Source organism: Xanthobacter pollutisoli, assembly GCF_040044995.1.
Lineage (GTDB): Bacteria > Pseudomonadota > Alphaproteobacteria > Rhizobiales > Xanthobacteraceae > Xanthobacter.
In genome coordinates, this window is the sequence record NZ_JBDZDP010000001.1 from 346479 (window position 1) to 360031 (window position 13553).

Consider the following 13553-nt stretch of genomic DNA (forward strand, 5'->3'; position numbering starts at 1 on the left):
CCCGCGCCCGTGCGCCCGACGCGCGCAAGTCCCAAGTCCGAACGTTACCAGTTCGCCGGTCCGGCGGGCGCTCGTCCGCGGCCTTCTCGCCGTCGGCCTTGCCGCGGCGGCGCTGCCGGCCATGGCCCAGGCCCCCGCCAAGCCGGCGGAGAAGGCGCCGGACAAGGCGGTGCTCATGCTCAACTGGTACGTCTATGGCGAGCACGCCCCCTTCGTGCTCGGCCTGAAGAAGGGCTATTACAAGGAAGAGGGCATTGACCTTGAGATCCAGGAAGGCCGCGGCTCGGCGGTGACCATCCAGGCGGTGGGCGCGGGCACGGCCACCTTCGGCCTCGCCGACATCGGGGTGATGATCAAGGCCGCCGCCAAGGGCGCGCCCGTGAAGACCGTGGGCGTGCTGCTCCAGCGCACGCCGGGCGCGGTGGTGGCGCCGGAAGGCAAGATCAACGGGCCGAAGGACCTCGTCGGCAAGACCATCATGTTCACGCCCGGCGACGCCGTCACCCCCATCTGGCCGCTCTACCTCAAGAAGCTCGGCATCGCCGACGGCCAGGTGAAGATGGTGGCGGGCGACGCCCAGACGAAGCTCAACGCCGTGGTGAACGGCCAGGCGGACGGGCTCATCGGCTTCACCACCGAGCAGGGCGCCCGCCTGCCGGACATCATGAACAAGCCGGTGACCATGCTGCGCTACGCCGATGCGGGCGTGAGCCTCGTGTCGCTCGGCATCGTCGCCAACCAGGACACGCTGAAGACCCGGGCAGACATGGTGAAGCGCTTCATGCGCGCCACCACCCGCGCAGTCGAGGATGCCGAGCGCGACCCCAAGGCCGCCGTGGCCATCCTGCTGGAAGCCTATCCCAAGATCGGCCTGCCCGACGCGCAGCTGCGCAGCCTGCAGTATTCGCAGGCGCTCTATCGCTCGGCCGATGATCCCGGCGCCCGCCCCTTCCGCATGAAGACCGCGGTGATGGACGAGACCCTCGACATCCTCACCCAGTACGGCGGCCTTGAGCCGTCCCAGCGCGGCAAGGCGGACGATTACTTCACCCTGGAGTTCCTGCCGTGACGGCCACGCTGCACAAGATGAAGACCGAGAAGCCGGCGCCCCGCGCCGCCGGCGGCGGCGACCACATCGCCATCGCCGGCCTCACCAAGACCTACCGGACGCGGTCGGGCTCGGTGCCGTCCCTGAAGCCCATCGACCTGAAGATCTCCAAGGGCGAGTTCGTGGCCATCGTCGGCCCGTCGGGATGCGGGAAGAGCACGCTGCTGAAGCTGGTGGCGGGCCTCTTGCCGGCGACCAGCGGCTCCATCACCATCGGCGGCGTCGCGGTGCGCGAGCCGCCGGACGGGGTGGGCATCGTGTTCCAGAGCCCGGTGTTGCTGCCGTGGCGCACGGTGCGCGACAACGTGCTGCTCCAGGTGGAGATGCGCGGCCGGCCGGTGGCGCAGTATCGCGCGGCGGCCGAGCGGCTGCTCCACACTGCCGGCCTCGACGGCTTCGAGGATCGCTTCCCGTGGGAATTGTCCGGCGGCATGCAGCAGCGCGCCGCCATCTGCCGGGCGCTGGTGCACGACCCGGACGTGCTGCTCATGGACGAGCCCTTCGGCGCGCTGGACGCCATGACGCGGGAGAAGATGAACGCCGAGCTCCAGCGCATCTGGCACGCCACCGGCAAGACCGTACTGCTCATCACCCACTCCATCCCGGAGGCGGTCTTCCTCGCCGACCGGGTGGTGGTGATGTCGAGCCGGCCGGGCACCATCGAGGCCGTCTACGACATCGATCTGCCCCGCCCGCGCGACCTCCTGGTGATGGGCGAGCCCCGGTTCGTGCGCTACACGCAGGAGATCCGCAAACACTTCTTCGCCCAGGGCGACCTGGACCATTGAGGGGTTTGCGTGCTGCTTCGTTGTGGTCTCCACCGCCGTCGCCCTCCGGCTTGACCGGAGGGCGACGCCTGCGCCGGGCGCGAACGCCGAGCAAAGAGCCGGGCCGCCGCCTCTCGCGGCACGATGGGTGCTCCGGTCAAGCCGGAGCACGACGGCGGGAGAGTGGGCCGACGGTAGAAGATAAGTGGCCAGGACCGCTCGCCCCTTCCAGCCTCACCCAGCGCGGAGACACCCCACAGCGCGGAGAACACCGTCGCCCTCCGGCTGGACCGGAGGGCCCATGCCTGCGCCGGGCGCGAGCCCCGAATGGCGAGCAAGGAGCCGGGCCAACGGCTCCGGCGGCACGATGGGTGCTCCGGTCAAGCCGGAGCACGACGGCGCGAAGGGGGCGGAGCGCGCATAGGGATAGCACGTCCGCGAGAGCGCACAGGGCGCGCGCCCCTCACCTGACCCTCTCCCCGACGAGGAGAGGGAATGGCGCCGGCCAGCTCGAGGTCCGTTCACCCCACAGGCGGGAGGCGATCGAGGTATTTGTCGAGGGTGATGGGATAGTCCCGCACCCGGACGCCGGTGGCGTTGTAGATGGCGTTGGCGATGGCCGCGCCCACGCCGCACAGGCCGAGCTCGCCCACGCCCTTTGCCTTCATGGGCGAGGAGATGGGGTCCACCTCGTCGAGGAAGATCACCTCCTGGTGCGGCACGTCGGCATGCACCGGCACCTCGTAGCCGGCGAGGTCGTGGTTGACGAAGTAGCCGTGGCGCTTGTCGACGTGCAGATCCTCCATCAGCGCCGCGCCAACGCCCATGGTCATGGCGCCGATCACCTGGCTGCGTGCGGTCTTCGGGTTGAGGATGCGGCCCGCCGCGCACACCGCCAGCATCCGCCGCACCCGCGTCTCGCCGGTGGCGGCATCCACGCCCACCTCGACGAAATGGCTGGCGAAGGTGGACTGCTGATACTTCTTGGCAAGATCGCCGTATTCGATGGCGTCCTCCGCCACCATGCCGTCCGGACCCGCCGCCTCGCCGAGGGGAATGGAGCGGTTGCCGGCGCGCACGACGCCGTCGGTGAACTGCGCCTCCTGCGAATTGAAGCCGAGCTTCTGCGTCACCTGCTCGCGCAGCTTGGTGCAGGCGGCATAGACGCCGGAGGTGGCGTTGTTGGCGCCCCACTGGCCGCCCGAGCCGCACGAGGCCGGCAGGCTGGAATCGCCGAGGCGCACCACCACGCGGTCCATGGGCACGCCCATCATCTCCGCCGCCGTCTGGGCAATGATGGTGTAGCTGCCGGTGCCGATGTCGGTCATGGCGGTTTCCACCGTCACCGTGCCGGTCCTGTCGAGCCGAACCCGCGCGCCCGACTTCATCAGCAGGTTGTTGCGGAAGCCGGCGGCGACGCCCATGCCCACCAGCCAGCGGCCGTCGCGCACGTCGCCCGGCCGGGCATGGCGGCGGCTCCAGCCGAAGCGCTCGCCGCCGAGCCGCAGACATTCCGCCAGCTGGCGCTGGGAGAAGGGGCGCTCGGGGTGCTCGGGATCCACCTTAGTGTCGTTCAGGATGCGGAAGGCGATGGGATCCATCCGCAGCTTCTCGGCCATCTCGTCCATGGCGATCTCGAGCGCCATCAGGCCCGGCGCCTCGCCGGGGGCGCGCATGGCATTGCCCTCCGGCAGGTGCAGGGTGGCGAGCCGCATGGCGGTCATGCGATGGGCGCCGGCATAGAGCAGGCGGGTCTGGTTCACCGCCGTCTCCAGGCCGCCGTCCGGCTGGTCGCCCGACCAGCTCTCGTGCGCGATGGCGGTGATGCGCCCGCCCTCCTCCGCACCGATGCGGATGCGCTGGATGGTGGCCGGACGGTGGGTGGTGTTGTTGAACATCATCGGGCGCGGAATGGCCACCTTCACCGGCCGGCCCGCCGCCTTGGCGCCGAGCGCCGCCAGAACGACGTCGGCGCGCAGGAACAGCTTTCCGCCGAAGCCACCGCCGATATAGGGCGAGATGAGCCGCACCTTCTCCTTCGGCAGGCCGAGGGTGGTGGCAAGGTCGCTCACACCCCACTCGATCATCTGGTTGGCCGACCAGACGGTGAGGCTGTCGCCGTCCCACGCGGCGATGGAGGCGTGCGGCTCCATCATGGCGTGGGCCTGGTCGGGCGTCGTGTAGATGTAATCGATCTTCACCGGCGCGGCGGCGAAGGCGCCGTCGAAATCGCCGGTGGCGGTGTCGGCCGCGCCGCCCATGCCGTCGCCCTTCTTCGGCTTGACGGCGGAGGCGCGCGCTTCCTCCAGATCGTAGACGCCGTCCTCGCGGTCATATTCGACGCGCACGAGGCCGGCGGCGGTGCGGGCCTGCTCGAACGTGTCGGCCACCACCAGCGCGATGGCCTGGTGATAGTGGTCGATCTCGGGACCTCCGAGGAGCTTCGCCGTGTTGTGGTCGCCCTTGGCGAGCTTGCCGGCGCGCTCGGCGGTCACCACGGCGCGCACGCCATGCGCCGCCTCGGCGGCCGAGACATCGAGGGCGGTAATGCGGCCCTTGGCGATGGTGGAGACCACGAGATAGCCATGGGCGGCGTTGGGCGCCGCATCGTGCCGCTCGTAGGCATAGGGCGCGGTGCCGGTGGCCTTGAACGGGCCGTCGACCCGGTCCAGCGGCTGGCCGATGGTCTTGAGCTGGTCGATGGGATTTGTGGCTGCGGGCGTATCGAAGCGCATTGGCTTATCCCTTCGCTTCCGACAGGACCGCGCCGAGGGTGCGTTCCACCAGAGTGACCTTGAAGGCGTTGGCGGGCGTCGGCCGCGCCTCCGCCATGAGGCGGGCGTTCACCGCTTTGGCGCCGCGCGGCATCTCGGCTTCGGCTGCCTCGACCCGCCACGGCTTGTGGGCGACGCCGCCCACCGCCACGCGGCCTGAGCCGTCGCGCTGCACCACCACCGCGACCGACACGAGCGCGAAGGCGTAGGACGCCCGGTCGCGCACCTTGTGATAGGCGTGGGTGCCGCCCAACGGCTTGGGCAGGGTAACGGCGGTGATGAGCTCGCCGCTCTCCAGCCCCGTCTCGATGTGCGGCGTGTCGCCGGGCAGGCGGTGAAAGTCCGCCATGGCGATGCTGCGGGTCGAGCCGTCCGGCTTCACCGTCTCGACCGTGGCGTCGAGGGCGCGCAGGGCCACCGCCATGTCGCTCGGATGGGTGGCGATGCAATGGTCGCTGACGCCGATCACCGCGAGCTGGCGGGAGATGCCCTGGAGCGCCGCGCAGCCGCTGCCGGGGTGACGTTTGTTGCAGGCCTGCGCGGTGTCGTAGAAATACGGGCAGCGCGTGCGCTGGAGCAGATTGCCGGCGGTTGTCGCCTTGTTGCGCAGCTGGCCGGATGCGCCGGCCACCAGCGCGCGGGACAGCACCCCATAGTCGCGCCGCACCCGCTCGTCGGCGGCGAGGTCGGTGTTGCGCACCAGCGCCCCGATCTTCAGCCCGCCGTCGGCGGTCGGCTCGATACGGTCGAGGCCGAGGGTGTTGACGTCGATGAGATGGGCCGGCTGCTCGATCTCCAGCTTCATCAGGTCGAGCAGGTTGGTGCCGCCGGCGATGAAACGCGCGCCGGGGGTGGCGGCGGCCGCAGCGGCGGCTTCTGCGGGCGAGGTGGCCCGCTGGTAGGTGAAGGGTTTCATGCCCGTCGCTCCGCGACTTCGGTGATGGCATCGAGGATGTTGGAATAGGCGCCGCAGCGGCAGATGTTGCCGCTCATGCGCTCGCGGATCTCCTCGCCGTTCATCAACGGCGCCGCGGTGAGATCGGGGGTGACGTGGCTCGGCACGCCGGCGCGGATCTCGGCGACGACCGCCACCGCCGAGCAGATCTGCCCGGGCGTGCAATAACCGCACTGGTAGCCGTCGTGCTTCACGAAAGCGGCCTGCATGGGATGCATCGCATCCGGCGTGCCGAGACCCTCGATGGTGGTCACGGCGGCGCCCTCATGCATCACCGCGAGGGTGAGGCAGGAATTGATCCGGCGGCCGTCCACGATGACCGTGCAGGCGCCGCACTGACCGTGGTCGCAGCCCTTCTTGGTGCCGGTGAGGTGCAGGCTCTCCCGCAACAGATCGAGGAGGCTGGTTCGGGTGTCCACCTCCATCTCGCGGATCACGCCGTTGACGGTGAGCAACACCTGCGCACGCACCGGCGCGGCCGCTCCCGGCACCTGCCCCGCCATCGGGGCGGGGGCGGCGGGCGCGGCGCCGGCCCCAAGCGGGATGGCGCTGGCAATGGCCGTCGTGGCGCCCGCGATCAGCACGTCGCGGCGGCTGGGGGATGCATCGGAAGCCGAGGGATCCGACGGGGTATCGAGGGGACTGTCCATGGCTGGCTCTCGTCCTTTCGTCCGAGCGGGCAACCGAGGCCGGAAGGGCCCGAATTGCGCGACGAAGGCGACCGCTCCCGCGGGGCGCAGGCGGCGATCGGGCGTGGCTGTCATCGAAACCGCGGCCTGCCGAGCTGAACAGTCATCGGCGCAACCGACACGGTGTCACGGCGGTGGTAACGCGACGCACATTGGGGTGGTTCCAGGTTGGGTGCAACGCAACAGGACGCGAGCAGCCCGCCCGGGACCCCGGACGGCTCGGGGCGCGCAAGAAGCAGGGGCACGCCTCCGAGCCATTGAAATGCAAGGCTGCGCCAACTGACGACGACACCCTTGGTTGTACCGGGATGCGGCGAGGACAACCCTGAAATCGCGCCCCCCTCTGACCCGCATCACGCCGAAATGATCGCTTTGGTACGGGGCGCCGGTCCTCCGCCATCGCGGGTCGCAGCGGTCCTGTTCTTGCAGCGCACCGTCGAGCCGCAATGCCGGACGACACACGACACGAGGCCCGCGCCATGACCGATCACCCTGCGCGCACCGCACGCACCATCGCCTGCCCCGCCTGTGACGCGCTGGCGAAGCCGGAGGCGGGAGAGGACCCCAAGGGTCTCGTCTGCGCCGCCTGTGGCGGGGCGCTCTTCACCGGCCGGCCCATGGCGCTCACCGCGGAGCGCTTCACCGCCCACACCAGCGAGAGCGAAATCCCGCTCGTCATCGACTTCTGGGCGGACTGGTGCGGACCCTGCAAGACCATGGCGCCGGTGTTCGAGAGCCTCGCCGCGGAGTTCGAGCCCCACGTGCGCTTCGCCAAGGTGGATACGGATGCCGAGCGGGAGCTGGCGGAATATTTCCGCATCAGCACCATCCCGACCCTCAGCTTCATCCACAACCGGCGCGAGGTGGCGCGCGTCGCCGGCGCCATGTTCGCGGGAGACCTGCGCCGCTGGCTCTACGACGCCCTGTCGCGGGCGGAGGAGGACGTCGCCCCGGCTCCGACGCCCTGAGACGCGTCGCCTTTGCGACAATCCGGGCGCCGGAACGGCGCCTTGCACGTCTGGAACGGCTCCAGGGTGCTGGCCCGCAACTTGCTGAGAGGAGCTGACCTCCATCCGCAAGGGCGCACCGCCATGGCGTTCACGTTCGTCTGCCACACCACTGCCTTGAGCGAGGGGTCGATGGGCCTCTACCAGATCGGCAAGAAGAGCGTGCTGCTCGTCTGGCCGGCAGGAGGCGAGCTGAAGGCCTATCGCGGGCGCTGCCCCCATGCCGACATGCCGTTGACCGAGGCCACGTTCGACGGCACCACCCTCATGTGCCCGCACCACATGTGGGGCTTCGACTGCAACAGCGGCAAGTGCTCCACCCACCTCGTGCGCAACGCGCTCCACCCCTACGAGCTGAAGGTGGAAGGCGACGAGATCCAGGTGGACGTCGGCCCCGTGCGCCCGGCCAAAGCGCCGGCCTGACGGCGCGTCCCGAGCAAAAAAGTGCCGGCCTGACGGGCGCGGCCTCGGTGAAAACCCGCCGGCCCGACGGCGCGGCCTCGCCCAAGATCCGCCGGCCTGACGGCGCCGCTCAGGCGGACCAGATTCCGCTGTTGGAGGCCCGCCGCACGTAATTGACCAGGAAGTCGGTGAACACCCGGATCTTGGCCGGCAGCCGCTCGCGGTTCTGGAAGGCGATGTTCATGGTGAGCGTGGGCAGCTGCCAGTCCAGCAGCACCGCCTCCAGCCGCCCGGCGTCGATGTCGTCCTGAACGATGTAGAGCGGCTGCACCAGGATGCCGAGGCCGGAAATCGCCGCCTGCCGGATCACCTGGCCGTCGTTGCAGTCGAGGGCGACGGTGATGCGCACGGTGCGCTCCACCTCGCCCTTGGTGAGGCGCAGCGAGAACGGATCGGCGGCGAGGTTGTAGACCAGCATGTCGTGCCGCGCGAGATCCGCCGGCTCCTTCGGCCGGCCGCGCTCGGCGAGATAGGCGGGCGAGGCGGCGAGCACCCGGCGCATGCGGCCGAGCCGGCGCACGATGATGTTGGTGTCCGGCTCGTGCAGGCGGGTGCGGATGGCGACGTCGATGCCGGCCTCGATGAAGTCGAGATAGCGGTTGGCCACCGCGATGTGCACGTTGAGCTTGGGGTAGAGCGTGCGCAGCTCCGGCAGCATGGGCGCCAGATAGATGGTGGCGAAGGACAGGGAGCTGGTCACGCGGAGCAGCCCCTGGGGCGCCAGCGTGTGCTCGTTCACCGCCTCCTCCGCCTCGGCCAGCTCGGCGAGCAGCGTGCCGCTGCGCTGGTAGAATTCCTGCCCCGCCTCGGTCAGCCACAGGCGGCGGGTGTTGCGCTCCACGAGGCGCGCGGACAGGCGCTCCTCCAGCGCCGCGAGGTGGCGGCTGGCCGCCGCATTGGACATGCCCAGCGCCTCCGCCGCGCGCGTCAGGCTGCGCAGCTCCGCCGTCTTCACGAACAGCTCGATCTGGGTCAGGCGATCCATTTTTCCGATCCACGCAAAAGAGCGTTCCGAAATTTCGGGTTTATTTCCGCTGTCCGCAAGTCAACACTCCCGTCCAACGAAAGTCCAATAAGCCCCCCAAGGGGGTCGAGGAAACGCCAATGACGGGACCAATCCGGCACATCGTGATGTGGCGGCTGAGCGGCGACACGCCCGAGGCGCGCGCCGCCGCACGCCGCAAGGTCAAGGACGCCTTCGAGGGGCTGAGGGGCCGCATCGCCGGCCTCACCCTGCTCGAGGTGGGCCTCGACGTGAGCGGCGTCGACTACGCCTGCGACGTGGTGCTGGTGACCGAATTCTCCAGCCATGCCGCGCTCGAGGCCTATGCCACCCATCCCGAGCACCTGCGCGTCCGCCAGGAACTGACCGACCTGCGCATCGCGCGGTTCCAGGTGGACTATCTCGTCGAGCCGCCGCTGGACGCCGAGGCCGACGGCACCGCCGCCGCCCACCCCGCCCGAGAGCTGCTGGCGGGCGAGTGAGCCCGCGGCCCGCCGCCGAAGTGAGAGGGACGCCCTCATGATCGAGACCTTCACCTACGAGGCCCTGCCGATCCGCGTGCGGTTCGGGCGCGGCACCCTCGCCGAGGCCGGCGCCGAGGTGGCGCGGCTCGGCGCGGCGCGGGCCCTCGTCCTCACCACGCCGGAGCAGGCCGAGGCCGGCGCCCGGCTCGCCGGCGTGCTCGGCCCGCTCGGCGCCGGCGTCTTCTCCGGCGCCACCATGCACACGCCGGTGGAGGTGACGGACACCGCCCTCGCCGCGCTGAAGGCGGCGGATGCGGATTGCGTGGTCGCCCTCGGCGGCGGCTCCACCACCGGGCTCGGCAAGGCCCTCGCCCTGCGCACCGGCGTGCCGCAGCTGGTCATCCCCACCACCTATGCCGGCTCGGAGATGACCCCCATCCTCGGCGAGACACAGGACGGGCGGAAGACCACCATCCGCTCCCTGGACGTGCTGCCCGAGGCGGTCATCTACGACGTGGACCTCACCCTCACCCTGCCGGCCGCCCTCTCCGCCACATCCGGCGTCAACGCCATCGCCCATGCGGTGGAGGCGCTCTACGCCCGCGACCGCAATCCGGTGATTTCGCTGATGGCGGAGGACGGCATCCGCACCCTCTCATCGGCGCTGCCCATTCTGGTGCACGAGCCCGCCAACATGGAGGCACGCACCAAGGCGCTCTACGGCGCGTGGCTGTGCGGCTGCTGTCTTGGCGCGGTGGGCATGGCGCTGCACCACAAGCTCTGCCACACCCTCGGCGGCACCTTCAACCTGCCCCATGCGGAGACGCACACCATCGTGCTGCCCCATGCGGTGGCCTACAACGCGCCGGCCGCGCCCGACGCCATGGCCGCCATTACCCGCGCGCTGGGCGCGCCGGATGCGGCGCAGGGCCTGTTCGATCTGGTGCGGGCGCTGGGCGTGCCGCGCGCCCTCGCCGACATCGGCATGCCGGCGGACGGCATCGAGCGGGCCGCCGACCTGGCGGTGGAGAACCCCTACTGGAACCCCCGCCCGGTGACGCGCGACGGCATCCGCGACCTCATCGCCCGCGCCTTCGCCGGCGAGCGGCCGGTGGCGGCCGCGGGCCCCCGCGAGGAGGCAGCCTGAGCCATGGCGCGCCCCTCCCGCACCCTCTTCACCGGCGCCACCATCCTCACCATGGATGGCAGCGTGGGTGACCTTGCCGCCGGCGACGTGCTGGTGGAAGGCGGGCGCATCGCCGCCATCGCGCCGCAGATCGCGGCCGAGGATGCCGAGACGGTGGACGCGGGCGGGCGCATTCTCGTGCCCGGCTTCGTCAACGCCCACATGCACACCTGGCAGACGGGGCTGCGGAGCCTCGCCGCCGACTGGACCCTGCTGGAATATTTCCGCTGGGTGCACGCCGGCCTCGCCACCCGCTTCCGGCCCGATGACATCGGCATCGCAACGCTGGTCGGCGCGCTCGGCCAGATGGATGCAGGCACCACCACCCTCGTGGACTGGTGCCACAACAATCCCAGCCCGGACCACACTGACGCGGCGGTGGACGCCCTCGCCGAGAGCGGCATCCGCGCCGCCTTCTTCCACGGCTCGCCCAAGCCGGACCCGCAGCCGGGCGAGCCGCATTTCTCCGAGGTGCCGCACCCGCGCGGCGAGATCGAGCGGCTGCGGCGCGGGCGGTTCGCTTCCGCCGACGGTCTGATGACGCTGGGCCTCGCCATCCTCGGCCCGCATTATTCCACCATGGACGTGGCCCGCGCCGACTTCCGCCTCGCCCGCGAGCTGGACCTCGTCGCCTCCATGCACCAGGGCGGCGGCACGGCGAAGACGCCGGGCGGCTGGGAGACGCTGATCGCCGAAGGGCTGGTGGGACCCAAGGTCAACGTGGTGCACGGCAACGACCTCTCCGACGAGCTCTTCGCCCGCCTCGTGGACCTCGGCGCCTCCTTCTCGGTGACGCCGGAAAACGAGATGACGCAGGGCCACGGCTTCCCCGTCACCGGGCGGCTGCTGGCGCGCGGCGCGGCGCCCTCCCTCGGGGTGGACCTGGAATCCGTGCTCGCCGGCGACATGATGGGCGTGGCGCGCATCGCGCTCGGCATGCAGCGCGCCCTCGACAATGCCCAGAGCCGGCGCGACACCGGCGCCATTCCCGCCACCTCCACCGTGCGGGTGCGCCAGGCGCTGGAATGGATCACCATCGACGGCGCCCGCATGCTGGGCCTCGACGACCGCATCGGCTCCCTCGCCCCCGGCAAGCAGGCGGACATCACCATGATCGATGCCCGCGCCCTGCATCTGCAGCCGGTGCACGATCCGGTGGCGACGGTGGTGATGCAGGCGGGCCGCGGCGACGTGGAGGCGGTGATGATCGCCGGACGCTTCGTGAAGCGGAACGGCAAACTGCTGGCGCAGGGGCTGGACGACAAGCTGGCGCGGCTCGCCCGCTCGGGCGCACGCATCGTGGACGAGCTCGGCCTCGGCAAGGCGGCATAGGAGCGGATGATGGCAGACACCCAAACCCTCGGCTGGATCGGCCTCGGCAAGATGGGGCTTCCCATCTCCGGCCGCATCGCCGCCGCCGGCCGCGACATCTGCGGCTACGACCGCGACCAGCAGCGTATCGCCGAGGCCGCCGGCAACGGCGTCACCCCGGCCGCGACGCTGGCCGAGGCGGCCGGCCGCGACATCGTCTTCACCTCGCTTCCCGACGACAGGGCGCTGCGTGCCGTCGCCCTCGACGGGCCGCTGTTCGCCTCCATGCGCAAGGGCGCGATCCTGGTGGAGACCTCCACCGTGAGCCCGGGCGTGTCGGCCGAGGTGGCCGAGGCGGCGGAGGGCCACGGCATCGCCTATCTGCGCGCCCCGGTGTCCGGCAACGCCGCCATCGCCCACACCGGCAACCTCACCTGCTTCGTCTCCGGCCCGCGCGCCGCCTTCGACGCCTTCGAGCCGGTGGCCAAGGACTTCACCCGCGCGCAGAAGTATCTCGGCGTGGCCGAGGAAGCGCGCTACGCCAAGCTCGCCGTCAACCTGATGATCGCGGTGTCGGCGGCCATGATGGGCGAAAGCATCGTGCTCGCCCGCAAGGGCAACCTCGCCTGGCAGGACATCCTCGACGTGCTCACCAACAGCGCGGTGGGCTCGCCCATGGTGCACTACAAGGCGAAGAGCCTCGAGACGCGCGATTTCAACTCCACCTTCTCCTGCCGGCAGATGGCCAAGGACCTCGACCTCATCGTCGGCGCCGGCCACGCCGCCGAGATGGCCATGCCCCTCGCCACCCTCACGCGGGAGATCTACGGCGCAATCATCGGGCGCGGCGAGGGCGAGGCCGACTTCATCGCCACCGTGCGCCTCGCCGAGTGGCTCGCCGGCCTTGGCGAGCCCGACCTCGACAAGACCGACGGGAGGCACGCATGAGGAATTTCGACCAGTTCACCATCACGCAGGCCGTGCTGGAGCGCGTCGCCAACGCGCCCGACCCGCGCATCCGCGCCATCAGCGAGGCCCTCGTCCGCCACCTGCACGATTTCATCCGCGAGGTGCGCCCCACCCAGGCGGAATGGGAAGCGGGCATCAAGTTCCTCACCGACACCGGGCACATGTGCACCGGCACGCGGCAGGAATTCATCCTCCTGTCCGATACGCTCGGCGTCTCCATGCTGGTGGACGCCATCACCCACGACCACCAGACCGCGGTCACCGAGAGCACCGTGCTCGGCCCCTTCTACGTGGAGACCCCGCCCGAGGCGCCCTGCGGCACCGACATCTCCGGCACGCTGGCCGGCGAGCCCATGTACGTGTCCGGCACGGTGGCCACCGCCGACGGCACGCCGCTCGCCGACGCCATCGTGGATGTCTGGCACTCCGACGAGGACGGCTATTACGACGTGCAGCACGCGGGCGCGGACCTCGTGGCGCGCGCCCGCTTCCGCACCGACGCGCAGGGCCGCTTCCATTTCTGGTCGATCCGCCCGGCGGCCTATCCCATCCCGCACGACGGGCCGGTGGGCAAGATGCTGGAGGCGCAGGGGCGCCATCCCTGGCGGCCGGCGCACGTGCACTTCATGATCGACGCGCCCGGCCACGAGAAGCTCGTCACCCACGTCTTCGTCGCAGGCGACACCTATCTCGACTCGGACGCCGTGTTCGGGGTGAAGGATTCGCTCATCCGCACCTTCGATCCGCACCCGCCCGGCACCGCCCCCGACGGGCGCGAGATGGACCGGCCGTGGTGCGCCCTGGCTTATGATTTTCGCCTGAACCCCGTGTCGGAGAAAGCCTCGCGCGCCGCGTGAC

Annotated in this window: 13 protein-coding genes; 9 read left to right on the forward strand and 4 right to left on the reverse strand. The window is 70.6% G+C overall.

The features are described 5' to 3' along the window. Positions 1 to 121 precede the first annotated feature (121 nt). Both ABLE93_RS01655 and ABLE93_RS01660 read left to right on the forward strand, forming a co-directional pair. On the forward strand, positions 122 to 1069 hold the full coding sequence (locus tag ABLE93_RS01655) for an ABC transporter substrate-binding protein (protein WP_348837499.1): 948 nt from the start codon (positions 122 to 124) through the stop codon (positions 1067 to 1069). Positions 1070 to 1086: 17 nt separating this feature from the next. Next, a complete protein-coding gene (locus ABLE93_RS01660; RefSeq protein ID WP_348838455.1) occupies positions 1087 to 1896 on the forward strand; it encodes an ABC transporter ATP-binding protein in 810 nt (269 codons plus the stop codon). 500 nt (positions 1897 to 2396) lie between these two features. Here the strand turns inward: ABLE93_RS01660 and paoC are convergent, their stop codons facing one another. The 3 genes from paoC to paoA are packed head-to-tail and all read right to left on the reverse strand — an operon-like array spanning position 2397 to position 6254. Further along, complete coding sequence (gene paoC / locus ABLE93_RS01665) at positions 2397 to 4610, reverse strand: aldehyde oxidoreductase molybdenum-binding subunit PaoC (protein WP_348837501.1); 2214 nt, start codon at positions 4608 to 4610, stop codon at positions 2397 to 2399. 4 nt (positions 4611 to 4614) lie between these two features. Continuing rightward, positions 4615 to 5565, reverse strand: a complete 951-nt coding sequence (locus ABLE93_RS01670) for an FAD binding domain-containing protein (RefSeq protein ID WP_348837503.1) — start codon at positions 5563 to 5565, stop codon at positions 4615 to 4617. Then, entirely contained in the window at positions 5562 to 6254 is a 693-nt protein-coding gene (gene paoA, locus ABLE93_RS01675) for an aldehyde dehydrogenase iron-sulfur subunit PaoA (protein ID WP_348837504.1), read from the reverse strand. The genes ABLE93_RS01670 and paoA overlap by 4 nt, the downstream gene beginning before the upstream one ends. Positions 6255 to 6772: 518 nt before the next feature. Here paoA and trxA point away from each other — a divergent pair. Next, positions 6773 to 7261: a thioredoxin gene (gene trxA, locus ABLE93_RS01680; RefSeq protein WP_348837506.1), complete on the forward strand. Its 489-nt coding sequence runs from the start codon at positions 6773 to 6775 to the stop codon at positions 7259 to 7261. A gap of 123 nt (positions 7262 to 7384) precedes the next feature. Beyond that, positions 7385 to 7723 carry a Rieske 2Fe-2S domain-containing protein gene (locus tag ABLE93_RS01685; RefSeq protein WP_348837507.1) on the forward strand — a complete coding sequence of 113 codons (339 nt, stop codon included), beginning with the start codon at positions 7385 to 7387 and terminating at the stop codon, positions 7721 to 7723. 109 nt (positions 7724 to 7832) lie between these two features. On the opposite strand, the gene ABLE93_RS01690 is transcribed toward ABLE93_RS01685, so the two are convergent. Beyond that, positions 7833 to 8747: a LysR family transcriptional regulator gene (locus ABLE93_RS01690; RefSeq protein WP_348837509.1), complete on the reverse strand. Its 915-nt coding sequence runs from the start codon at positions 8745 to 8747 to the stop codon at positions 7833 to 7835. A 119-nt stretch (positions 8748 to 8866) separates the two neighbouring features. Between ABLE93_RS01690 and ABLE93_RS01695 the strand changes: the two genes are divergently transcribed. Genes ABLE93_RS01695 through ABLE93_RS01715 form a run of 5 tightly spaced genes read left to right on the forward strand, consistent with a single transcriptional unit; the run spans position 8867 to position 13552 of the window. Continuing rightward, the gene (locus ABLE93_RS01695) at positions 8867 to 9247 is read left to right on the forward strand and encodes a Dabb family protein (protein ID WP_348837510.1); all 381 of its coding nucleotides are present in this window, start codon (positions 8867 to 8869) and stop codon (positions 9245 to 9247) included. Positions 9248 to 9284: 37 nt separating this feature from the next. Further along, positions 9285 to 10376: a maleylacetate reductase gene (locus ABLE93_RS01700; RefSeq protein WP_348837511.1), complete on the forward strand. Its 1092-nt coding sequence runs from the start codon at positions 9285 to 9287 to the stop codon at positions 10374 to 10376. Between the two features lie 3 nt (positions 10377 to 10379). Then, positions 10380 to 11747 (forward strand): amidohydrolase family protein, encoded by a 1368-nt coding sequence (locus tag ABLE93_RS01705; RefSeq protein WP_348837512.1) that lies wholly within the window; start codon positions 10380 to 10382, stop codon positions 11745 to 11747. 9 nt (positions 11748 to 11756) lie between these two features. Continuing rightward, entirely contained in the window at positions 11757 to 12674 is a 918-nt protein-coding gene (locus tag ABLE93_RS01710; RefSeq protein WP_348837513.1) for an NAD(P)-dependent oxidoreductase, read from the forward strand. Then, positions 12671 to 13552, forward strand: a complete 882-nt coding sequence (locus tag ABLE93_RS01715) for an intradiol ring-cleavage dioxygenase (protein ID WP_348837515.1) — start codon at positions 12671 to 12673, stop codon at positions 13550 to 13552. The genes ABLE93_RS01710 and ABLE93_RS01715 overlap by 4 nt, the downstream gene beginning before the upstream one ends. The last annotated feature ends 1 nt before the right edge of the window (position 13553 follow it).